Source organism: Nocardia araoensis NBRC 100135, assembly GCF_000308435.1.
Classification (GTDB): domain Bacteria; phylum Actinomycetota; class Actinomycetes; order Mycobacteriales; family Mycobacteriaceae; genus Nocardia; species Nocardia araoensis.
Window position 1 is genome coordinate 1 of sequence record NZ_BAFR01000005.1, and the last position, 20,980, is coordinate 20,980.

At 69.4% G+C, this 20,980-nt stretch carries 21 protein-coding genes and 1 pseudogene; 9 read left to right on the forward strand and 13 right to left on the reverse strand.

The genetic code is table 11. From position 1 onward, the window contains the following. Positions 1–442, forward strand: a pseudogene (locus ON21_RS01235) (serine/threonine-protein kinase); the annotation flags it as partial. Positions 443–453: 11 nt separating this feature from the next. Here the strand turns inward: ON21_RS01235 and ON21_RS01240 are convergent. Next, positions 454–1,770, reverse strand: coding sequence for a class I SAM-dependent methyltransferase (locus tag ON21_RS01240; protein ID WP_039794459.1), 1,317 nt, complete (start codon positions 1,768–1,770; stop codon positions 454–456). Then, positions 1,767–3,209: an FAD-binding oxidoreductase gene (locus ON21_RS01245; RefSeq protein ID WP_051020149.1), complete on the reverse strand. Its 1,443-nt coding sequence runs from the start codon at positions 3,207–3,209 to the stop codon at positions 1,767–1,769. The genes ON21_RS01240 and ON21_RS01245 overlap by 4 nt, the downstream gene beginning before the upstream one ends. A gap of 206 nt (positions 3,210–3,415) precedes the next feature. On the opposite strand from ON21_RS01245, the gene ON21_RS01250 reads away from it, so the two are divergent. Further along, the gene (locus tag ON21_RS01250; RefSeq protein WP_039794460.1) at positions 3,416–3,850 is read left to right on the forward strand and encodes an SRPBCC family protein; all 435 of its coding nucleotides are present in this window, start codon (positions 3,416–3,418) and stop codon (positions 3,848–3,850) included. A gap of 54 nt (positions 3,851–3,904) precedes the next feature. Here the strand turns inward: ON21_RS01250 and ON21_RS01255 are convergent, their stop codons facing one another. The 3 genes from ON21_RS01255 to ON21_RS01265 are packed head-to-tail and all read right to left on the reverse strand — an operon-like array spanning position 3,905 to position 5,726. Further along, positions 3,905–4,252: a VOC family protein gene (locus tag ON21_RS01255; RefSeq protein ID WP_039794462.1), complete on the reverse strand. Its 348-nt coding sequence runs from the start codon at positions 4,250–4,252 to the stop codon at positions 3,905–3,907. 13 nt (positions 4,253–4,265) lie between these two features. Further along, positions 4,266–5,078, reverse strand: a complete 813-nt coding sequence (locus ON21_RS01260) for a MerR family transcriptional regulator (protein ID WP_039794463.1) — start codon at positions 5,076–5,078, stop codon at positions 4,266–4,268. A 51-nt stretch (positions 5,079–5,129) separates the two neighbouring features. Further along, entirely contained in the window at positions 5,130–5,726 is a 597-nt protein-coding gene (locus ON21_RS01265; protein WP_039794465.1) for a hypothetical protein, read from the reverse strand. A 193-nt stretch (positions 5,727–5,919) separates the two neighbouring features. Between ON21_RS01265 and ON21_RS01270 the strand changes: the two genes are divergently transcribed. From ON21_RS01270 to ON21_RS01280, 4 genes are all read left to right on the forward strand, one after another. Next, a complete protein-coding gene (locus ON21_RS01270; RefSeq protein WP_083880339.1) occupies positions 5,920–6,252 on the forward strand; it encodes a YbaB/EbfC family nucleoid-associated protein in 333 nt (110 codons plus the stop codon). A gap of 13 nt (positions 6,253–6,265) precedes the next feature. Beyond that, entirely contained in the window at positions 6,266–6,874 is a 609-nt protein-coding gene (gene recR / locus ON21_RS01275) for a recombination mediator RecR (protein WP_039794470.1), read from the forward strand. Positions 6,875–6,937: 63 nt separating this feature from the next. Continuing rightward, entirely contained in the window at positions 6,938–7,081 is a 144-nt protein-coding gene (locus ON21_RS39820) for a hypothetical protein (RefSeq protein ID WP_245562411.1), read from the forward strand. After that, positions 7,078–7,548: a LysE family translocator gene (locus ON21_RS01280; RefSeq protein ID WP_245562412.1), complete on the forward strand. Its 471-nt coding sequence runs from the start codon at positions 7,078–7,080 to the stop codon at positions 7,546–7,548. The genes ON21_RS39820 and ON21_RS01280 overlap by 4 nt, the downstream gene beginning before the upstream one ends. A gap of 5 nt (positions 7,549–7,553) precedes the next feature. Here the strand turns inward: ON21_RS01280 and ON21_RS01285 are convergent, their stop codons facing one another. Next, complete coding sequence (locus tag ON21_RS01285; RefSeq protein ID WP_039794471.1) at positions 7,554–8,198, reverse strand: hypothetical protein; 645 nt, start codon at positions 8,196–8,198, stop codon at positions 7,554–7,556. A gap of 503 nt (positions 8,199–8,701) precedes the next feature. On the opposite strand from ON21_RS01285, the gene ON21_RS01290 reads away from it, so the two are divergent. Then, on the forward strand, positions 8,702–11,659 hold the full coding sequence (locus ON21_RS01290; protein WP_039794473.1) for a circularly permuted type 2 ATP-grasp protein: 2,958 nt from the start codon (positions 8,702–8,704) through the stop codon (positions 11,657–11,659). After that, the gene (locus ON21_RS01295) at positions 11,656–12,588 is read left to right on the forward strand and encodes a transglutaminase family protein (RefSeq protein WP_039794474.1); all 933 of its coding nucleotides are present in this window, start codon (positions 11,656–11,658) and stop codon (positions 12,586–12,588) included. Before ON21_RS01290 ends, ON21_RS01295 begins: the two co-directional genes overlap by 4 nt. Before the next feature lie 32 nt (positions 12,589–12,620). Here the strand turns inward: ON21_RS01295 and ON21_RS01300 are convergent, their stop codons facing one another. The 6 genes from ON21_RS01300 to ON21_RS01325 form a co-directional block, all read right to left on the reverse strand. Continuing rightward, complete coding sequence (locus ON21_RS01300) at positions 12,621–13,022, reverse strand: nuclear transport factor 2 family protein (protein ID WP_051020151.1); 402 nt, start codon at positions 13,020–13,022, stop codon at positions 12,621–12,623. A 322-nt stretch (positions 13,023–13,344) separates the two neighbouring features. Beyond that, the gene (locus ON21_RS01305; RefSeq protein WP_039794476.1) at positions 13,345–14,055 is read right to left on the reverse strand and encodes a type 1 glutamine amidotransferase; all 711 of its coding nucleotides are present in this window, start codon (positions 14,053–14,055) and stop codon (positions 13,345–13,347) included. Then, on the reverse strand, positions 14,052–15,290 hold the full coding sequence (locus ON21_RS01310) for a Mur ligase family protein (protein ID WP_039794479.1): 1,239 nt from the start codon (positions 15,288–15,290) through the stop codon (positions 14,052–14,054). The genes ON21_RS01305 and ON21_RS01310 overlap by 4 nt, the downstream gene beginning before the upstream one ends. A 66-nt stretch (positions 15,291–15,356) precedes the next feature. Next, positions 15,357–15,998: a pyridoxamine 5'-phosphate oxidase family protein gene (locus ON21_RS01315; RefSeq protein ID WP_039794482.1), complete on the reverse strand. Its 642-nt coding sequence runs from the start codon at positions 15,996–15,998 to the stop codon at positions 15,357–15,359. 77 nt (positions 15,999–16,075) lie between these two features. Continuing rightward, positions 16,076–17,851 carry a hydroxysqualene dehydroxylase gene (locus ON21_RS01320; RefSeq protein ID WP_039794483.1) on the reverse strand — a complete coding sequence of 592 codons (1,776 nt, stop codon included), beginning with the start codon at positions 17,849–17,851 and terminating at the stop codon, positions 16,076–16,078. A 140-nt stretch (positions 17,852–17,991) separates the two neighbouring features. Next, positions 17,992–18,942, reverse strand: a complete 951-nt coding sequence (locus tag ON21_RS01325; protein ID WP_039794485.1) for an EamA family transporter — start codon at positions 18,940–18,942, stop codon at positions 17,992–17,994. A 110-nt stretch (positions 18,943–19,052) separates the two neighbouring features. On the opposite strand from ON21_RS01325, the gene ON21_RS01330 reads away from it, so the two are divergent. After that, a complete protein-coding gene (locus ON21_RS01330; RefSeq protein ID WP_039794491.1) occupies positions 19,053–19,982 on the forward strand; it encodes a LysR family transcriptional regulator in 930 nt (309 codons plus the stop codon). Positions 19,983–20,004: 22 nt separating this feature from the next. Here ON21_RS01330 and ON21_RS01335 read toward each other — a convergent pair. Further along, positions 20,005–20,980: MinD/ParA family ATP-binding protein (locus tag ON21_RS01335; RefSeq protein ID WP_039794492.1), on the reverse strand; the 976-nt coding region annotated here is incomplete at its 5' end.

Sequence of the window (20,980 nt, forward strand, 5' to 3'; positions counted from 1 at the left end):
CACGCCGCTACAGACGGGCCACCGGCTGACCGGGGCCGCCCTGCTCACCGCCGAGGCCGAGGAGCTCGCCGCGATCCGCGCGCTGCTCGCCGAACACCGGCTCGGCTCGGACGACCGGGCGGTGCGCCGCGCCCGCGCGCTGTACGACCACACCCGCCAGAAGCACCGCCCGCGCGCCCAATTGGACGCCGCGCTGCTGCTCGCGGAATGCCTGGCGGCAGCGGGCTGGGTGGGCGAGGCCACCAATCTGCTGCTGCCCTCGGTCACGACCTGCGCCGACCTCGGCTGGACCAGGCCGCTGCTGGACGCGGGCCCCGGCGTGGTCGGCATCCTGCGCGTGCTGCGCACCGACCTGCCCGCCTCCGCCCAGGTCGGCGACGTGGAACTGCCCGCATCGTTCCTGGATGAACTCCTGAACGAGGCGGGCAGCAAAGCCTTCTGAACCAGCCTGGGCTACGGCTGCCACCACGGGCGCAGCGGTACGGTCCAGTCGCCGTCGGCGGGCAGCTTGACGCCGAGCACCTGGTGCAGCTGAACCACGTTGCGCTGGAAGCCAAGCCGGCAGCCCGCCATGTACAGGCCCCACACCTTCGCGGTGCCCTCACCGACCTCCGCGACGCAGGCGTCCCAGTTGGCGACCAGGTTCTTGCACCATTCATGCAGGGTCAGCGCGTAGTGCTCGCGCAGGTTCTCCTCGTGCAGCACCTCGAGCCCGATGTTCTGGATCTCGGAGATGATCCGGCCGGAACCGATCAGCTCGCCGTCGGGGAACACGTAGCGGTCGATGAAATCGCCCGCCTTGGTGGTGCGGGTGTTGTCCGGGCGGGTGATGCAGTGGTTCAGGAACAGGCCGCCGTCGCGCAGCTTGTTCTTGATGTAGTCGAAGTAGTACGGGTAGTTGTGCACCCCGATGTGCTCGGTGAGCCCGATCGAGGACACCGCGTCGAACTCGCCCTCCGGCACGTCGCGGTAGTCGGAGTGCCGCACCTCGGCCAGATCGGCCAAGCCCTCCTCGGCGATCTTCTTCTGCGCCCAGTCCGCCTGCTCGGCCGACAGCGTCGCGCCGATCACCTTGACGCCGCGCTTGGCGGCGTAGCGCACCATGCCGCCCCAGCCGCAGCCGATGTCCAGTAGCCGGTCGCCCTCCTTCAAATGCAGCTTCTCGAACACCAGGCGATACTTGTTCTCCTGCGCCTGCTCGAGCGTCCAGTTCTCGTCGCCGTAGGTCGCGCAGGTGTAGGTCATCGACGGACCGAGCACGTACTCGTAGAACTTGTTCGAGACGTCGTAGTGGTGGTGGATGGCTTCGGCGTCACGGGTCTTGGAGTGGCGCAGGCCCTCGAAGGCGATCCGCCGCCAGCGCGGCAGCGTCTCCTGCGGCGGCGGGGCGACCGGCTTCAGCCGCTCCCAGCCCAGCGAGCGCGCGATGGTCACCAGGGCCAGCGCGGACGGACGGCGGAACTTCAACCCGTCCATCGCCTTCAGGATCTCGTACGGATCACCCGGGTGCACGCCGCTGGCGGTCATGTCGCCTGCGATGTAGGCGCGGGCCATACCCAGGTCGCCGGGGGCGGTGGCCAGATAGTTGATGCCGCGCGGGGTCCGGATGTCCAGCGCGAACTCCGAGTCCTCCGGTCCGGTCGCGCTGCCGTCGTAGGCCGTCAAGCGGATCGGCACCTCGCCCTCGACGAGGGTCTCGAAGATCTCGGCAATGCTGAGTTTGGTCCCGAGATCCGCGAAGACATCGGAACGGTCCTTGAATGTCGTCATTTGCGTTGCACCGCCTTCGAATACAAATCCAGCAGGCGCTGGTCCGGGTCGTAGCGTTTTTTCAGTTCGGTGTAGGTGTTTCCGCCGTAGAGCGCCGCGAACTCATCCTTGTCGTAGAAGGAATCCGAGTACAGCGACTTGTGACCGTCGAATTCGGTCACCTTGTGTTCGATGGCGCGGTTGGCCGCCCCCTCCTGCTGCTCCGGTGCGGTGGGCACGGCCGACCAGAATCCGACGTTCACGTAGGTTCGGTCCGGCTCCAGGGGATACAGCGGCCAGGCACGTCCGGCGGGGCGATCCGTACTGCCGGTCGCGCGCAAACGCAGCGGGCACAGCCAGATCGGTTCGATCGGGATCTCGCGCAGGAACCACTCCACGAAGTCGGCGGTGCGCTCCACCGGTACCTCGATGTCCTGCACGACCCGCTCACGCGGGGGATTGCCCTTGCGGGCCTCGAGCTTGTCGCCGATGTCGTACTTGCGATCCAGCGCCACCAGCTTCCAGTAGAAGCTGCTGCGCCGGTAACGCTTCGGCCAGAATCGGCGGATCTTCGGATTCTGTGTGCCGAAGGCGCGCGAGCACCAGAACCAGTCGGTGTCCCAGCGCCACAAGTAGTCGTGGATGGTCAGGCGGTCGTGCTTCGGCGTGTCGCCGTCGTGCTGGATGGACCGGTAGTAGATGTCCATGCCGGTGTAGTCGCTGACCGGACCGGGCTCGTCGGTCCGTCGGCCCAGCGTCAGGTAGCTCTCCTCGGCGGAGAACACCACGCCGTCCAGGTAGTCCACCGGCTCGCCCTCGTGGACCCGATCCGTGACGATCGTCGCGAGGGTGGCCTCCAGCTCGCGCAGGTCCCGGAAGCGCAGGTGCCGCAGCGCGACGTACGGCTGGACTTCTTCCAGCTCGATCTTCAGCCGCACCGTGTAGCCCAGCGTGCCGTAGGAATTCGGGAAGCCGCGGAACAGATCGGCGTGCTCGTTGTCCGGGGTGGCGGTGAGGATCTCGCCCGCGCCGGTGAGCACGTCCATCTCCAGCACCGATTCGTGCGGCAAACCGCTGCGGAAGGAGGTGGACTCGATGCCGAGGCCGGTGACCGCGCCGCCCAGCGTGATGGTCTTGAGCTGCGGAACGACCAGCGGCGCGAGCCCGTAGGGAAGGGTGGCCGCGACCAACTCCTCGTAGGTGGTCATGCCTGCGACGTCGGCGGTCTTCGCCACAGGGTCCACCGCGATGACCCTGGTCAGCCCCGATACGTCGAGGCCGGGCGCCGGATTTTTGGCCCTGGCGCGGAAAAGGTTCGAGGTCTTCTTGGCCAAACGGACGTTGGCGTGCTCGGGTATGGCGCGGTAACTCGCCAGAAGGCGGTCCACGCCCGCTCGATGCGCGGCAAATCCTGATTCGCGTGCGGCCGGTGCGTGTCCGGCCTTCCCCAACAGACTCACTGCCACTCCTCGACGCTAGTACGGACCATTCGACGGGGCCACCGCGAGGTCACGGTCATGGAGAAATGTCACGCATATGTTGCGAAAAGGAATACCGAATCGTTCGGAGAAGTTCGCCACACGCTCCGCCCTCGCCGCTTTGCTCCGGTGCCGACAGGGCAGGATGGAGATCCGTCGAGACACCGCATCCGGACAAGGAGCTCATTGTGGGACAGGTCAGCGCCAGTAGTTCGATCGACGTGGCGGCGGATCCGCAGCGCGCGCTGGAGGCCATCGCCGACTACGACACGGTGCGTCCGCGCATCCTCTCGTCGCACTACCGCGACTACAAGGTGGTCGAGGGGGGCAAGGGCGCAGGCACCGTCGCGGAATGGACATTGCAGGCCACCGAGAAGCGCTCGCGCAATGTGCACGCGGTGGTCTCGGTGTCCGATTCCATTGTCACCGAGCGCGACTCGAATTCGACCTTGGTGAACACCTGGACCGTCACGCCGGAGGGCGCGGGTTCGCGGGTCACGCTGCGCACCACCTGGAAGGGCGCGGGCGGCATCGCGGGCATCTTCGAGGGCATCTTCGCGCCGCTCGGCCTGAAGAAGATCCAGGCCGAGGTCCTCGGCAATCTCCAGCGCGAGCTGGCCTGATCGTACGGATACGGCGACGGCCCGTTCGGGCCGTCGCCGCGGTCTGCTCGGGGTCTATCCGGCCGCGATGTCGAAGAGGTTCCCCTCGGGATCGGCCAGCGTCGTCCACTTCATGCCCCACTCGTCGAAGTCGGCGACGTGCTTCGCGCCGAGATCGATCGCGCGCGCGACCTCGTCCCGGCCGGAAGCGAGCAGGTCGAGGTGGATGACGTTCTTGCCGGGGTTCTTGTCGGGCACGCGGATGAACATCAGCGGGGTCGCGGCGCCCGTGGTCCGGCCGACGGTGGCGAACTCCGGGTTGGGGTCGGGATCGACGGGCGTTTCCAGCAATCGCGACCAGAATTCGGCCAGCGCGCCCGCGTTCTCGCAATCGATGGTGACGTGGGCGATCGAGATCGTCATGGATATCTCCTTTTCACGGCTGGGCGATGGGCCAGCACACTTCGGTCCGGTAAGTGGCGGGATCGTCGGACGCGTCCGGTCCGAGCAGGTACATCTCGCGGATCGGCTCCGGCAGCGCGACATCGTGTTCGGCGACATGACTGCCCAGTGCGCCGTAGGTCCGGTCGAAATCGTCGAACGGGCCCTCGTGCACGGCGACGGCGAAGCGGCGCGCGGGTAACTCGATCGCCGAAAGCGCCGGCGGCAGGGCGACATGGGCGTCGGCGAGCGGGACGAACGCGACGACCGCGCCCTCGTCCTGTTCGAAGAAATCGGTGCCGTAGGTGGCGCCGCCCGCACCCGCGGGCGCGATATTCGCGGCGGCCAGCGCCTCGTACAACGCCTGGAACGTCGAAGCGCACCACGCGCCGATGTGTTCGCGCGCCACCGTCGCGCCGATCGCCGCCGCCGGGAACGCCCCGACCACGCGATACTCCACGGCGATCGGAGCCGACGGCGTCAGCAGCGCGCGCAACGAGGCCACGACCGCGCGGGTACGGGCCAGTTCGGCTTCCATGCGCTCCAGATGCGCGCGCAGCGTGGCGTCACGGGCGTTCTCGTCCGGCGCGGCCAGCACCGCGCGGATCTCCGGAACCGGCATGTCCAGCTCGCGCAGCCGCCGGATCAACTGTGCCTGCGTCACCTGCGCCGTCGCGTACCGCCGATAGCCCGAACTCGCGTCTATGCCGGCCGGAGCGAGCAGGCCGATCTCGTGGTAGTAGCGCAACGTCTTCACGCTGAGATTGCTCAGCCTGGAGAATTCCCCGATGGGGACGGTTGCCGTCATGGGATCAGCCAACACCCTCCAGTAGCGGGAGGGTCAAACGACACCCGTTGTTCAGGCGAGTGCGAAGGTCAGCAGGAGCGTGGTCTGGATGGCGCCGCGCCACCACGAATAGCCGAACCACACACCGGGCGTGATCTCCCGTATCTCGTCATAGACCTGCGGCGTCGGCGAGGGTGCGTAGTTCAGGGCCCAGGTCGGCTGCCCGTCGGTCAACGCGGGCGCGACATAGACATCGGCGCCCCAGGCCTCGAAGCCCGCACCGGTGAGGCGGTTCATCAGAAAGCCGCCGTCCGGGCCGGTGTAGAAGGTCTTGCCGATCCACAGCGGGGGCGCGATGGCCTGCATGACCGGCGGACGAGTGACCCAGCCCGATTTCACGCCGACCGGAACGGCGCCGAGCGGCGCGGACCGGAAGATGGCGTCCTGCTGCTCCGGCGAGCACCGGAAGCGCAGCGAATCGAGCGTCGCCGCCTTGTCGTCGGGGTAGAGGACGCAACCGCCCCCGTAATCGGCGACCGCCGGGGTGGCCGCGGGCTCGGTGATCTCCGTGTCCGCGGACGCCACGGGACCCGCGACGCCGAGGAAGATGCTGGGAATACCGAGCGTGAGCACCAGGGTGCTCAGGAAACGTGCACGAACTGCGATCATCGTTGGCTCCAGATTTGCACACCGCTCTCCGACTCAGTGTCGATGGTAGGGCGCGCGCTGTCGGTTCCCTTCGGAACTACCCAACCTGTTATCCACCATGCGCCGCGGACATCGGACCGTGCGGGCCGCACCGGGGACACGGCCGGGCAGGACTAGGCTGGCCGGTGACACCTTCTTCAGAGAGGACCCTCCCGTGCAGCCAGGTGGCCAATTCGATATGCAACAGTTGCTCGCCCAGGCGCAGCAGATGCAGCAGGCGGTGATGGAAGCCCAGGCCGAGATCGCGGCGACCGAGGTGGAGGGCGCGGCGGGCGGTGGCCTGGTCCAGGTCAGGCTCAAGGCGAGCGGCGAGGTGGTGTCGCTGACCATCGACCCGAAGGCCGTCGATCCCGACGACGTGGAGACGTTGCAGGACCTGGTCATCGGTGCGGTCAACGACGCGATGGCGAATGCGCAGCACCTCGCCGCGGAACGGCTGGGACCGCTGTCCCAAGGTCTCGGCGGCGGTTCGCTGCCCGGTTTCTGAGCCGAGGTAGCAGTTGTACGAGGGTCCGGTCCAGGATCTGATCGACGAATTGGGCAAGCTGCCCGGCGTCGGTCCGAAGAGCGCGCAGCGCATCGCCTTTCACCTGCTCCAGGTGGAGCCGCCGGAGATCGATCGGTTGCAGGCCGCGCTGCAGAAGGTGCGCGACGGCGTGCAGTTCTGCGTGACGTGCGGGACGGTCTCCGACGGCGAGCTGTGCCGCATCTGCGCCGACCCGCGCCGGGACCGGACGATGATCTGCGTGGTCGAGGAGCCCAAGGACGTGCAGGCGATCGAGCGCACGCGGGAGTTCCGCGGTCGCTACCACGTGCTCGGCGGCGCGCTCGATCCGCTCAGCGGTGTCGGGCCCGACCAGCTGCGGATCCGGGAACTGCTGGCGCGCATCGGTAATCAGGAGGACGGCGTCGACGTCAGCGAGGTGATCATCGCGACGGATCCGAATACCGAGGGTGAGGCCACGGCCACCTACCTGGTCCGGATGCTGCGCGACTTCCCTGGACTGAGCGTGACCAGGCTGGCCTCGGGCCTGCCGATGGGCGGCGATCTCGAGTTCGCCGACGAGCTGACCCTCGGGCGCGCATTGTCCGGCCGGCGCACGATGTAGTCTGCGAAAACGTTCTCCGCAAGGGGGATTGCGCTGTGCGGACGGTGCGTTACCGTGTCGGGGATGAGCATCGAATTCGTGCTGACGACGCTCGTCATCGTCGCCACCCCCGGCACCGGTGTGCTGTTCACGTTGGCGGCGGGCCTGTCTCGCGGCGTGCGGGCCGCGGTGATCGCGGCTGCACGCTCGGCATCGTGCCGCACATGATCGCGGCGATCACGGGTCTGGCCGCGCTGCTCGACGCCAGCGCGGTCGCGTTCCAGACGTTGAAGTACCTCGGCGTCGCCTACCTGGTGTACATGGCGTGGAGCACCTTCCGGGACAAGGGCGCGCTCGTCGTGCCGGAGCAGACGGGGCACACCGCGCCCTCGGCGCGGAAAGTGATCACCTCGGCGGTGCTGCTGAACCTCCTCAATCCCAAACTGACCATCTTCTTCTTCGCGTTCCTGCCGCAGTTCGTGCCCGCGGGCGCGCCGAACGCGCTGGCGCGCATGCTCGAACTGAGCGGCATCTTCATGCTCGCCACTCTGGTGGTGTTCGCGGTGTACGGCGCGTGCGCGGCCGTCGTCCGCGATCAGGTGGTTTCCCGTCCCGCCGTGGTCACCTGGACGCGCAGGGTCTTCGGCGCGTCGTTCCTCGCGCTCGCGGGCCGATTGGCCGCCCAGAACCAGTGAGCGGTTCAGAGGGCGACGCGCGACCAGGGCAGGCCGGGGAAGCGGGAGCGGTCGTCGTTGGCCCACCCCCAGATGAGGGCGGCCACGGTGGCGGGATCGGAGACGGTGGTGCCGAAATGCTTGTCCGGGGAGCCGTCTCGGTATTCCACGGTGTAGGCGCCGGAGTTCTCCCGGTAGGTCTGGATGTAGAACTGGTCGCCGCGTTCGACGACGAGGTACGGGTTGGGCGGGCTCAACTCCGGAATCCACTGCCGGACCAAGGCTTCGGTCAGGTACGGGAACTCGCCCGCCCCCCCGTGCGTCACGATGGCCCCGACGTGCCCGGCGGGATCGATCAGCCAGGCCAGCTGCGGGTCGTAGACGGCGTAGTTCAGCGGTGTGGCGAGTTCGAACAGCAAGTGGCGGACGAAGCCGATCGCGTCGTAGGGGCACGGCACATGCAGTGCCGCACCGGTGGCCGCGCCGCCGACCGGCGCGGTGCTGAGAAAACTGTCCTCCTCGGGCAGTTCCGCGTTGCGTCTGTTCAGTTCGGCCGCGATCTGCGCGACCGCCCCCGACTCGGGGACGCCCTGCTGGGTGCTCAGGTAGGCGTCGACCTCCGCGATCGACGACGCGACACCGGACGGCAGCAACAGGTGGTCATAGCTCACCGGGCCAGGGTACGGAACCGCTCAGGCGCGGCGCCGGGCCGTATCACCCTCGCCGCACCGGCAGCCGCCCGCGAGGTCTCGGCAATCGAGGACGAAGGCGTGCCTGGCGTGGCTGAGCTCGAGGCACTGCTCCTCGGTGCATTCGGCGATCCGGCTGACGTGCACGATCAGGGTTCCGTGGCAGTGGTCTGAAGCGGATTCACAAGACGAACAGTCTGATCTACGCATATGACCTCCTGACGAGATCGTTGTCGTCGTTCGGTGATACCACCGGCCCGGCGGTCACGGTGGGACCCGGGCCGGCGTGTCGCCGCCCTCGGTGCCGGTGCGAACGCGGTGCAACCGGTCGCCGCCGCACGGCCGTCTTGCCCGGAGTGTGTGCTGCGACATGCGAAAATGGCCGCACAGCCCACCGATGAGGCGCGTCCGCCCCGATCGGTCCGGACTGCCCGGGCAGCATTCGGCGACCGTTCGGTACGGATGGCGGAAGTGAGGTCGGCGCGGTGACGTTGCGTGATGAGCGGCGGGAGACCGCGACCACCGTCCGGGAGCAGGTCGCGCGCTACCGCGGGGAGGCCGCCGCCACCGCCGCCTACGACGAGTGCGGCACGCCCGTCGCCGGCTACTACGACGAACTGGTCGACGTGGACGGCAAGGTGCGCCGGGTGTGGTCGCAGTTGTCCGCCGACTTCGCCGAACTCGGCGGAGACGGCCTGGGCAGGCTGGACAGCCGCGTGCGCAGGCTGATCGACGACGACGGCATCACCTACCTCGAGGTCGGCGCGTCGGCCGAGAGCACGACGCCGGCGCCGTGGCGCCTGGACCCGATTCCCTTGCCGGTCGCCGCGGACGATTGGAGCCGGCTGGAGGCCGGGCTGGAGCAGCGCTCCCGTGTGTTCGACGAGGTGCTCACCGACGTGTACGGGCCGCGCAGGACGCTCGCCTCGGGGCTGCTCGCACCGGAAGTCGTGTTCGGCAATCGTGGCTACGTGCGGGCCGCGCACGGCATCACCGTGCCCGGGCGGCACCAGCTCTTCCTGCACGCCTGTGATCTCAGCCGCTGGGGTGACGGCCGGTTCCGAGTGCTCGCCGACTGGGCGCAGGCGCCGTCCGGCGCCGGATACGCGCTGGCCGACCGCAGGGTCGTGTCGACCGCGATCCCGGAGGCGTTCGAGCACGCGAATCCGCGTCCGCTGACGCCCTTCACCAGGGCGATGCGCTCGATGCTGATCGAATCCGCGCAGACCGACGACGACGAGCCGGTGGTGGTCGTGCTCAGCCCCGGCGTGCATTCCGAGACCGCGTTCGATCAGGCGTATCTCGCCGCCACACTCGGTTTCCCGCTGGTGGAGAGTGCGGATCTGGTGGTCCGCGAGGGCGCGCTGTGGATGCGGTCGCTCGGCACGCTGGAGCGGGTGGACGTGGTGCTGCGCCGGGTGGACGCCGAGTTCTCCGATCCGCTCGACCTGCGGCCGGATTCGCGACTGGGCGTGGTGGGGCTGGTCGAGGTGCTGCGCCGCGGGGCGGTGACGGTGGTGAACACGCTCGGCAGCGGGCTGCTGGAGAACCCCGCGCTGGCCGGATTCCTGCCCGCCCTGTCGCGCGCGCTGCTCGGTGAGGATTTGCTGCTGGAGAGCGCGCCGTCGTACTGGGGTGGTCACGAGCGGCAGCACAGACATCTGATCGCGAATCTGGACAAACTGATTCTCCGCTCGGCGGTCGACGGGGCCACGCTGTTCGGTCCCGAGTTGAGCCGGGAGCAGCGCGACGAGATGAAGGCGCGGATCGATGCGCACGGATGGCAGTGGGTGGGCCAGGAACCGGCGCAGTTCTCCGTCGCGCCCGCCGTTCGCGAGCACGACGGCATCGCCGCGGCCCCGGTCGGCATGCGATTGTTCTCGCTCGCCCATCGGCGCGGCTACACCGTGATGTCCGGCGGTCTCGGCCAGCTGCGCGAGCGCACGACCGACCGTGCCGCTCGGAAAGTCGCCGCCAAGGACATCTGGGTGCGTGCCGCGCCGTCGGCCGCCGCCGCGATCAGCACCGAGCCGCCGCGCGAGCCGCGGCGCACCGCTCCGATCGTGGCCGCGATCAGCTCCCCACGCGTGCTCAACGACCTCTTCTGGATCGGCCGCTACGGCGAACGCGCGGAGGACACCGCTCGACTGCTGATCGCCACCCACGAGCGTTACCAGGAGTTCCGGTATCGCCCCTGGCTGGAAGGCGCGGGCGCGCTACCCATCCTCTTGGCCGCGCTGGGACGGACCACCGCCACCGCGGCTCCGACCGAAGGGCTGTTCGGTCCCGAGGTGCGAGCCCTCGCGCCGCAGCAGAGTTCGGCCGACCGCGGCATGCTCGCTCCGTCCGGCGTCGGCGTCGATGTCGCTCGGTACGGCGACGAGCGGTCGCACTCGGCGGCGGGGTGGTTCCCGCGTTCCGGTGATGTGCCCGGTGCGGGCGAGTCCGAACCTATTCGGGGCGACGGCGATTCGGAGCGGATCGAGCACCGCTGCGCCGTGGCCCGGAACGAGGCCGTGGCCGATGCCGATGCGCGACAACCGATTACCGCCGGTGTGGAGGCCGTCGCCGAACGACCGGACGACGAGGCGGCCGGGGCGGCGCAGGACACCAGGCCGGAAGCGAACCGGGTGCCGGGCGCGTCCCGTGCGGGCCACGACTACCTCGTCGCGCTGACGATCGACCGGGAGCTGCCCGGATCGCTGGCCTTCGCGCTCGATCGGTACGGCAGCGCCGCGCGTGCCGTGCGCGACCAGTTGTCGGTGGACACCTGGATGATCCTCGGCGCGGTCGAGCGTGCGCTGGCCTGCTACCCGGCCGCGGTGGACGACCAGGAGGCGGAACTGTCGGACGTGCATTCGCGCACCCTGGCCGGGCTGCTCGCCCTGTCCGGGATCGATGGCGAGTCGCTGATCCGCGACACCGGGTGGCACGTCAGGGACATCGGTAAGCGGATCGAGCGCGGTCTCGCCCTGACCGCGTTGCTGTCGGCCGCGCTGACCCAGCGGTATACCGAGGAGGTCGAGCGCGAGGTCACCGACTGGGTGCTGCGCGCCACCGAATCCTCGGTGAGCTACCGACGGCGCCATCAGGATTCCGTGCGGATCGCGAACGTCGCCGAGCTCCTGCTGTTCGACACCGCCAATCCGCGATCGCTCGCCTATCAGCTGGGCCGCTTGCACGCCGATTTCCAGGCGCTGCCCGGTGCGTCCGGCTCGTCGCGTCCACAGCGGCTGCTCGCGGAGGCGCGCCGCATGCTGCGCCGCCTCGACCCCGACGATCTCGAGGTCACCGACTCCGACGACCGGCGCACCGAACTGGCGGAGCTGCTGGAGGGAGTGCACTTGCGCCTGCGCAAGCTGTCCGAATCCTTCGAGACCACGACGCTGTCGCTCCCGGTCGACATCCAGCCGTTGTGGGGCAGCGCGCAGGTCGTCGGATGACCGGTCGTGCGGGCCGGCGCTACCGGGTGGAGCATCGGACCAAGTATTCGTACTCCGGTGAAGTCATCAACTCCTACGGGCGCGCGTACTTGACCCCCCGCGATCTCCCCGGCCAGCGGCTGCTCGCCCATGAGATCCGGATCGACCCCGCCCCCTCGGACCGGTCGGTGGGGGCGGACGTGTACGGCAACGTCACTTCCTACTTCCACGTCACCACCGCGCATCGCGCTCTGACGGTCGTCGGCGAATCACTGGTCGAAGTCGACGCCCCGACCCGCGATGACGCGGCGGCAGCCGAGCCGTGGGAACGCGCGTGTCCGACGGGGGCGAACGGCCCGTTCGCCGTGGAGTTCGCCCTCGACCTGCACCCGCAGGAGATCACTTCGGAGATCGTCGCGTACGCGGCCGAATCCTTGCGGCCGGGCAGGCCGCTGCTGGACGCGGTGGCCGAGTTGAACACCCGGATCTACACCGACTTCGCCTACCGGTCCGGAGCCACGACGGTGTCCACCCGGGTGGCCGACGTGTTCGCGGCCCGCGCGGGCGTCTGCCAGGACTTCGCGCGCCTCGCGGTCGCCTGCCTGCGTTCGCACGGCCTCGCCGCCCGGTACATGTCCGGGTACCTGGCCACCGATCCGCCGCCCGGGAAGGAGCGGATGGTCGGCGCCGACGCCACGCATGCCTGGGCGGCCGTGTGGGCGCCCGGCGCCGACGGACACGACTGCTCGGGCCGGTGGATCGACCTCGACCCCACCAACGACCAGTTCGGCGACGAGCGCTACATCACCGTGGCCTGGGGCCGCGACTACGCCGACATCCCTCCGCTGCGCGGCATCATCTACACCGACGCGAAGGACAGCGCGATCACTGTCTCCGTGGACGTCACCGAGGTCGGTGTCCGAGACACGGTCCGCGACCACGACCGGTGAAGTACACGGCGGAACAGCCGGGCACCGCGGAATCACCGGCCGGGACGTGCGGCGCAGCGTGACGGCGTCCGGCTCGGCTGGTCGACGGCGTCGTGAATGCTGTGGCCGGACGTGGTGGTCAGTGCCGGGCTCGGACGGCAACCGGCCCCACGCATCTCGAACACCCTGCGCATGAACCGCCCGTAGTGCTCCCGGCCGCGGTACCACAGCGGCACCGGTGGCATTTCGAGCACCGCGTCGTCGGTCAGCAACTCGACCAGTGCGTCGACGTCGGCGGTCTCGAACGCACGCAGATACCGTCCGACCATCGCCCGCACCTGTGGATCGTCCGGTTCGGCGATGTCCTCGATCCGGCCCACCGCGGCCAGAGCGGTCCGCGCGCGCTGCAACGCGCTGTGGACCGCCGCGACCGAAGTACCGAGCTGTCCGGCCACCTCCGCGGCCGTGAAGCCCCCTGCTGCGGGTCATACCGCTCCCGCGACTGCCAGGCCCGTAACAGGACTTCTTGCACCACATCCTCGGCGTCGTGCACCGAACCCACCATCCGGTAGCAGTACGCCGTCAATTCACCGCGGTAGTGCTCGAACTCCACCACCACATCCAACCGGAGAACGCCGACTCCTGCCCCCGAGAGCTGGGAGAACGCTACGGCGACCGAACTCGGCGCACCGCGCCGTGACGTACGCTCCCGGCGCGTGCTCGGTCACGTGCGCCGACACGGCGAGGCCGGAACGGATGCTCCTGTGCTCCGCCGGTTCAGGCGCGCAGGCGCTCCCGGCGGAGCTGGTCGACCTCGGGCAGGTCGAGGGGAGCCAGTTCGGTGACGCCGAGGGCGCGCATCAGCAGCAGGTCGGCGAGTTCGGGGTTGCGGGCCAGCGCGGGGCCGTGCATGTAGGTGCCGATCACCGACCCTTGGACTACGCCCTCCAGCCCGTCGCCGACGCCGTTGCCGACGCCGCGGGTGACGCGGGCCAGACCGTGCGCGTCGCCGCCGAGTTTCGTTCCGCCGCGGTGGTTTTCGAAGCCGGTGAGCGCCGCGGTGAGCCCGTCGAGCAGCGGTGTGGTCGTCACCTCGCCGATGGCGCGTTTGTGCTGCGGCGAGGTGGTGACGTCGAGCAGGCCGACGCCGTCGACCCGCTCGCCCGCCGAGGTCTCGTACCACTGGCCGAGCACCTGGATGGCCGCGCAGATCGCCAGCACCGGAGCGCCCCTCCCGGCGGCGCGCTGCAAACCGGGGTAGCGCTGGAGGTGCCGGGTGGCCAGGCGCTGTGCGGAGTCCTCCGCGCCGCCCAGGGTGTAGACGTCCAGGGAATCCGGCACCGGCTCCGACAGGTTGATCTCGACGATCTCGGCGTCGTAGCCGCGCATGCGCAGCCGCTGGCGCAGCACGAGGGCGTTGCCGCCGTCGCCGTAGGTGCCCATCACGTCCGGCAGCACCAAGCCGATGCGGAAGGTCGATTCACTCACGATGCCCGCTCCTCGAGGTCACGGTTGAGATCACGGAACGCGGTGTAGTTGGCCAGCACTTCCACGTGCCCCGCGGGGCACGACGCGATGGCGCGCACCGGATCGGGCACCAGGGTGTGCTCGACGCCCGCGTAGGTCAGCCGCACCGCCAGGTCGGTGGCGCGTTCGCCCGCCGCAACCACCTGCACGCCTTCGAAGTGCTCGAAGCGCACGTCCCACAGCCAGGACAGGTCCTCGCCGTCGGGCACCTGGCCGTTCACCGCGATCACCAGGCCCGCCGAGGTCGGCTCGATCATCGACAGCGCCTCCTGCCACCCCGCCGGGTTCTTCGCCAGCAGCAGCCGCGCGTCGTGCTCGCCGACCTGCACGGTGCGGTAGCGGCCCGCGATCTCGCGAACCGTGCCCGCGGCCGCGACGGCCTGCTCCGGGTCGGCGCCGAGCGCGACGGCGGCGGCCACCGCCTGTGCGGCGTTGCCGCGGTTGGCGCGGCCAGGCAGCGCTAGCCGCAACGGGAAACGCCTGCCCTCCGGGCCGACCAGGTCGTCCCCGTCGAGCCACCAATCGGGCTCGGGACGCTGGAAATCCGCTCCGGTGCTGCGCCAGTGCGCGCCCTCCCAGACGATCGGCTCGCCGCTGCGCGGGCAGCTGGTGGCGTCCATCGCCCAGCCGCTGCCCGCGGCGACCCACACCACGTTGGGATGGTCGTAGGCGATGGAGGTGACCAGCACGTCGTCGCAGTTGGCGACCACCACGGTGGCCGGGTGCTCGGCCAGGCCCGCGCGCAGCTTGCGCTCGATCATGTTGATCTCGCCGACCCGGTCGAGCTGGTCGCGGCTGAGGTTCAGCAGCACCACCGCCGAGGGGTTCAGCGAATCGGTGACGTGCGGCAGATGCAGTTCGTCGACCTCGATCGCGGCCAGCGGCGCGCGCCGGTGCGCGTTCAGCGCGGCGACGATGCCCGCGTCCATGTTCGCGCCGTCGGCCTGGGTCGCGACCGCGCCGAGGGTGCTGAGCGCGGCGGTGGTCATCCGCGTGGTGGTCGACTTGCCGTTCGTGCCGGTCACCAGCACGGTGCGCCGCCGCTGCCCGAGCTGGTCCATGACGGTCGGATCGATCTTCAACGCGATCAGGCCGCCGATCATCGAGCCCTTGCCGCGACCCGCCTTCTGCGAGGCCCAGGACGCCGCGGCCGCCGCCGCCAGCGCGAGCCGTCCGCGCACCGATAGTTCTGCCACGCCGCGAGTCTATGTTCGACCCGCGCTCCCGGCTCGCCGCGGTCGGGTGGCGTGGGCCACGGCCCGTCAGTCCCGGTAGAGCTTGGCCGCGTAGTTCTCCGGCGAGTAGTAGCGCTCCAGCACTTCCACCGTCTCGGTGACGTTCTTCTGCACCTCTTTGACCAGGCAGGCGGGGCTGGGCAAGGTGTCATCCGGCCACTGCTGCGGTTCCCAGAGGTGGCTGCGCATGAACGCCTTCGCGCAGTGGAAGAAGATCTGATCGATGTCCACCTCGACGGCGAGGATCGGGCGGTGCCCGCGCACCACCATGTCGTCGAAGTACGGCGCGTCGCGCACCAGCCGGGCGCGGCCGTTGATCCGCAGCGTCTCGCGGCGGCCCGGGATCACGAACAGCAGGCCGACGTGCGGGTTGGCCAGGATGTTGAAGTAGCCGTCGGCGCGCCGGTTACCGGGGCGCTCCGGGATGGCGAGGGTGGTGTCGTCGAGCACCCGCACGAACCCCGCCGGATCGCCTTTCGGCGAGGCGTCGCAGTTGCCGTCCGCGTCGCAGGTGCTCATCACCAGGAACGGGGACAGCGCGATCCACTCCCGGTCCCTGGCGTGCAGGGCGGGGCGCTCCTTGGTGGCGGCACGCGGTGCCACCTCGCCGAGCAGTGCTCGCAGGTCCGCCGGGTCGGTGATCTCCTCGGAGGCGGTGCTCTCACGCATAGTTCGATTCAAGCACCGCGGGCCCGGGGGATGGCGATCGAATTCGGTTCCCGCGGGAGGAGATCGATCACATCCGTTCAGACCGGGACGTCGAACATGTTCGGCTGCCCGGCCGCGTAGCGGTCGGCGTCCATCCGGCGCAGCGGTTCCAGTTCGGGCGCGCGGTAGAGCGTGTACATCCGGCAGCGCTCCGCGTTCGAACCGGCCACGTCCAGCAGGGCGTTCACCGCGGCGCGGGCGGACTCGTTGGCGCCCTCCATGGTCGCCAGGTCGATGTTCGTGCGCACGTAATCGCCTGCCAGGAAGAGGTTTTCCAGTGCGCCGTGCGGTTGCGGACGGTACTCCCACGAACCGGCGGTGTTGATCAGCAGGGGGTCGGCGTTGGCGTTGCGCCGCTGGCCCTCCTGCCAGGTGATGCCCGGATCGAGGAACCAGGAGTGCAGGTCGGCGTCGCCCAGCACCTCGCCGCGATCGTCCAAGTGGGCTTTGATCTGCGCCCACGCCTCCCGAGCGATCTCCTCGTGGGTGCACTCCTTCGCGGGTTTGCCGTACAGGATGCCGGGAGTGTTCCAGTCGGAGATGTCCACCGAAAGACAGTCCTGCACACCGCCGTCGCCGAACTCGGTCAGCTTGCGGCGCCACAGCTGGTTCTGGCTGATCGAGGTGAGCGACCAGGGCGCGTCGATGTAGGCGGTGTGGCCGTGCGAGATGTCGGCCGATCGGCGCAGATAGAACTGGATGCCGTTCATCCAGTCGGTGAACAGGTTGTCCATCCCGGCCAATTCGGGCTGGACGGCGAGCACTTGCGGCGACCACAGCGTGCGCGCCCGTTCCGCGGGCAGCGCGACGACGAAGTGGTCGGCCTCGATCGTGCGCTGCGCACCGGTCTCGTCCACGACCTGGGCGGCGACGATCCTGCGGTCGCGCACCTCCAGCCCGCGCACTTCGGCGCCGAGCACGAATTCCGCGCCGAGTTCGCGGATCCGCCGCGTCCACGGCTCGATCCAGACCGCGTTGGTCGGACCGTTCAGCACCCGGTCCAAGCCGCCGTCGTTGCCGATCCCCATGGGATTGCCGAGGAACTGCTCGCCCATGGTTCCGATGGTGCGCACACTCGCGATGTTCTCCTTCGCGGCGACCATGATGCTGGTCAGCGTGCGCGACAGCAGTGCGCGGAACTCGTGCGAGCGCGCGTGGCCACCGACGAAATCGTGCCAGGAGGTGCGCTCCCATTGGCCGAGGCGGCGGGCGTCGCAGCTGGTGTTGAAGACCAGCAGGCGTTCGGCGAAGTAGGCGCCCTCGTTGGGCGGCATCTTCAGTGCGGTCGACAGCGCCGCGCCGAGCGTTTCGCGGAAACTGTCGGGCGAGAATTCGGCACGGGCGCGCGGACCGAGCGGGACGCGGAAGTCGTCGCCGCCGTGCCGGGCGAATCGTGCTTCCGGCACCGCGACGAGGTTGTCCCATACGCCGTTCGCGTTGCCGGGGAACGGGATTCGGCGCATGGTATCCGGCACGTGCTGATAGAAGCCGGGGAAGAAACGGAAGCCGTGTTCACCCGGAAGATCCGGCCGCCCTCCCGTTCCGGTGCCGGGCACGCCGACGCTTCGGGCTTTGCCGCCCCACGCCCGTTTCTCGTAGATGGTGACCTGGAACCCACGTTCCGCCAGTTCGTGTGCCGCGGTCAGGCCCGCGACACCGCCACCGAGTACCGCGACTCTCTTGCCACCGGGATTCGCCCTGGCCGGCGCGGGTCTCAGCGCACCCGCCGTCAGTGCCCCCGCTGTAGCCACCCCCGCCGCGACCGTGTTACGAAGCAGTGCTCTTCGCGATACGGTCCACTGATTGTCTGCCATGCGCCGCTCTGCTGCCTAGCCTAGGGACCAACTTCCACGCCGGGCACTACTGTAAAGCGGCAAGTCGATTGATTCGCACCGACCCCGTACGGCATGCGATTTTCGTGACGGAGTGCACACCGGGTGCAGGGTCCGCCCGCTCAGGCCGAGCGACCGGTGCCTGCCATCGCGGCTGTTCGCGAGGTCTGGATGGGGGCGCGCACCGTGCCCGCACGTGGTCTGCTCGACGTCGCGGCGAACGCTCCGGCCAGCACCACAACCCCGCCGATCAGCGACAACGGGGTCGGGGTCTCGCCCAGGAAGGTCCACGCCGCCGCGATGCCGACGATGGGAACGAGCAGGGAGAAGGGCGCGACCAGGCCGGCCGGATAGCGACCGAGCAGATAGGTCCACAATCCCGTGCCGACCACGGTGGCGAGGACGGCGATGTAGGCGAGCGCCAGGAGAGCGGGCAGGCCCGCCGGGGCGAACGCCTCGACCACAGCGTGCGCTCCCGTGGTCGGCCCCTCGACGAACGCCGACAGCGCGAACAGCGGCACCGGCGGGATGGCGGTGGTCCACAGCATCAGGTGCAGCGGGTTGACGCCGGGGGTCTCGGTACCGGCCAGGCGCGCGCCGATATTGCCGAAGGCCCAGCCCAGTCCGCCCGCGAGGGTCAACAGCACCGGCACCAGGGTGGCGTGGGCGAGCCGGTCCCAGCCGATCACCGCCATGCCCGCCACCGCGACGGCGATGCCCGCGATCTGCATCGGGCGCATCCGCTCACCCAGCAGCAGCGTGCCGAGCAGCACGGTGAACGGCGCCGAGGATTGCAGGACCAGCGAGGCGAGCCCGGTCGGCATGCCCACCCGCATCGCGGTGAACAGGAACGCGAACTGCAGGATGCCGAAACCGGTGCCGTACAGCAGGATCCAGCGCATCCGCACCGGAGGACGCGGGATGAACAGCAGCGCGGGCACCGCGAGCACCGCGAAGCGCAGCGCCGCGAAGAAGAACGGGGGAAAGTGGTCGAGCCCCACTCGGATGGCGAGGAAATTCAATCCCCAGAGCAGGACGACGGTCAGGCCGAGCAGGCGGTCGCGGTTGGTCACGACTTCATCGTGCGGTCTGCTAAAGATCAGAACAATCGAATAATTCTGGATCGATGATGTAGCTTCACTTAATGGATTCCGGTTCCGAATCCCTCGCGCCCGGTCCGCCCATGGCACTGGAGAGGTTGCGTGTGCTGCGTGAACTGGCCGATCGCGGCACCGTGTCCGCCGTGGCGGCAGCGCTGTCCATGACGCCATCGGCGGTTTCCCAGCAGCTCAAGGTGCTGGCGAGGGAGGCGGGCGTGGCCCTGCTCGAACCGGACGGCAGACGCGTGCGGCTCACCGACGCAGGGCGGGCCCTGGTGGTGCGCGCCGACGAAGTGCTGGCTGCCATGGACCGCGCGGTCGCCGAGATGGCGCACTATCGCGGCTCGCCGCGCGGGCGGGTGCGCGTCGCGGTGTTCCCCTCGGGCGGTGCGTTGCTGCTGCCGCACGTGCTGCCCGGCTTGGTGGGCAGCGGAGTCGAGGTGGTCGCGCGGGACGAGGACGTGCCGCCCTCGGAAGTGGCGCGACTGCTCGCCGATTACGACGTGGTGCTGACCCATCGGGACGAACGCGCCGCGCCCATCGCCGACCCGCGCGTCGCGACCCGGGTACTCATGCGCGAGCCGATCGATGTGGTCGCGGCGCCGACCCATCGGCTCGCGGGCCGTTCGGCCGTCGCGCCGGAGGAATTGGCCGACGAGACCTGGCTCAGTGTGCGGGGTGGATTCCCCGTCGACGACGTCCTGCGCTCGATCGCCACCGTGACCGGGGTGCAGCCCCGCATAGCGCAGCGACTCAACGATTTCCGCGTCATCGAGACGCTGGTCGCCACCGGCTACGGCGTCGCGCTCATGCCACGCTACGCGGTGGGCCACCCCGACCTGGCGGTACTACGGCTGTCCGGCGTGCGCGCGGCCCGGATGTACGAACTGGCCACCCGGCCCCGGGCGGATGCCCGTCCGGCGATCGCGGCCGTGCTCGCCGCGTTCGAATCGGCCGTCGCACTGGCGACAGCCGATTCCGTACACGGAAAGGGTTCCGCCGCACGGGCATGACTCAGCGCGGCGGCCGGGACGATCAGAATCCCGGCGGCGGCTGGTGCCGGTAGGGATGCTGGGCTTGCGAGCTGACGTAGCCGAAGTCGTCGGCGACCATCGCCGCCAGTTCCAGCAGCGCCCGCCGCGTCGGCTTGCTCACCAGTTCCAGATCGATTTCCGCGCCCTCGGCGAGATGATCGTCGAACGGAACGATCTGCACCGCGCGGGTGCGATCGAGGAACAGCTTGCGCAGCTGATCGAGATCCACGGTGGAGGCGCCGCGCCGGGAAGCGTTGACCACCACGACGGTTCGCTCCACCAACTTGCCGTAGCCGTGGTGGTCGAGCCAGTCCAGCGTGGCCGACGCGCTGCGCGCGCCGTCGATGGCAGGTGAGGTGACCAGCACCAGCGAGCTCGCCATATCCAGCACGCCCGCCATCGCGGAGTGCATCAAGCCGGTGCCGCAGTCGGTCAGGATGATGTTGTAGAACGACTGCAGAATGCCGATCGCCTTGCGGTAGTCCGCTTCGCTGAATGCCTCGGAGACCGCCGGATCCTGTTCACTGGCGAGCACTTCCAAGCGGCTCGGCGCCTGCGAGGTGTGCGCTCGCACGTCGGAGTACCTGGTGATGTGCTGATCCTCGAGCAGGTTGCGCACGGTGGATCGGGTCTGCCGCGGCACCCGGTGCGCGAGCGTGCCCAGGTCAGGGTTGGCGTCGATCGCGATGACCCGGTCGCCGCGCTGCGATGCGAACGTGGAGCCGAGACCGACCGTGGTGGTGGTCTTCCCGACGCCGCCCTTGAGCGAGAGGATCGCGATCCGGTAGTCACCGCGCACCGGCTGGTTCACCCGGTCGACGAGGTCCTGGTAGACGATGTCGGCCGCCGACTCACCCGGATTGATCATGCCGCCGGACACCTTGTGCACCGCGCGGCGCCAGCCGCTGCGCGGCGCCCTGCGGGCGCGCCGGAGCAGATTCAGGTCGTTCACCGAATGTCCCGGCTGGCCGGGCTGC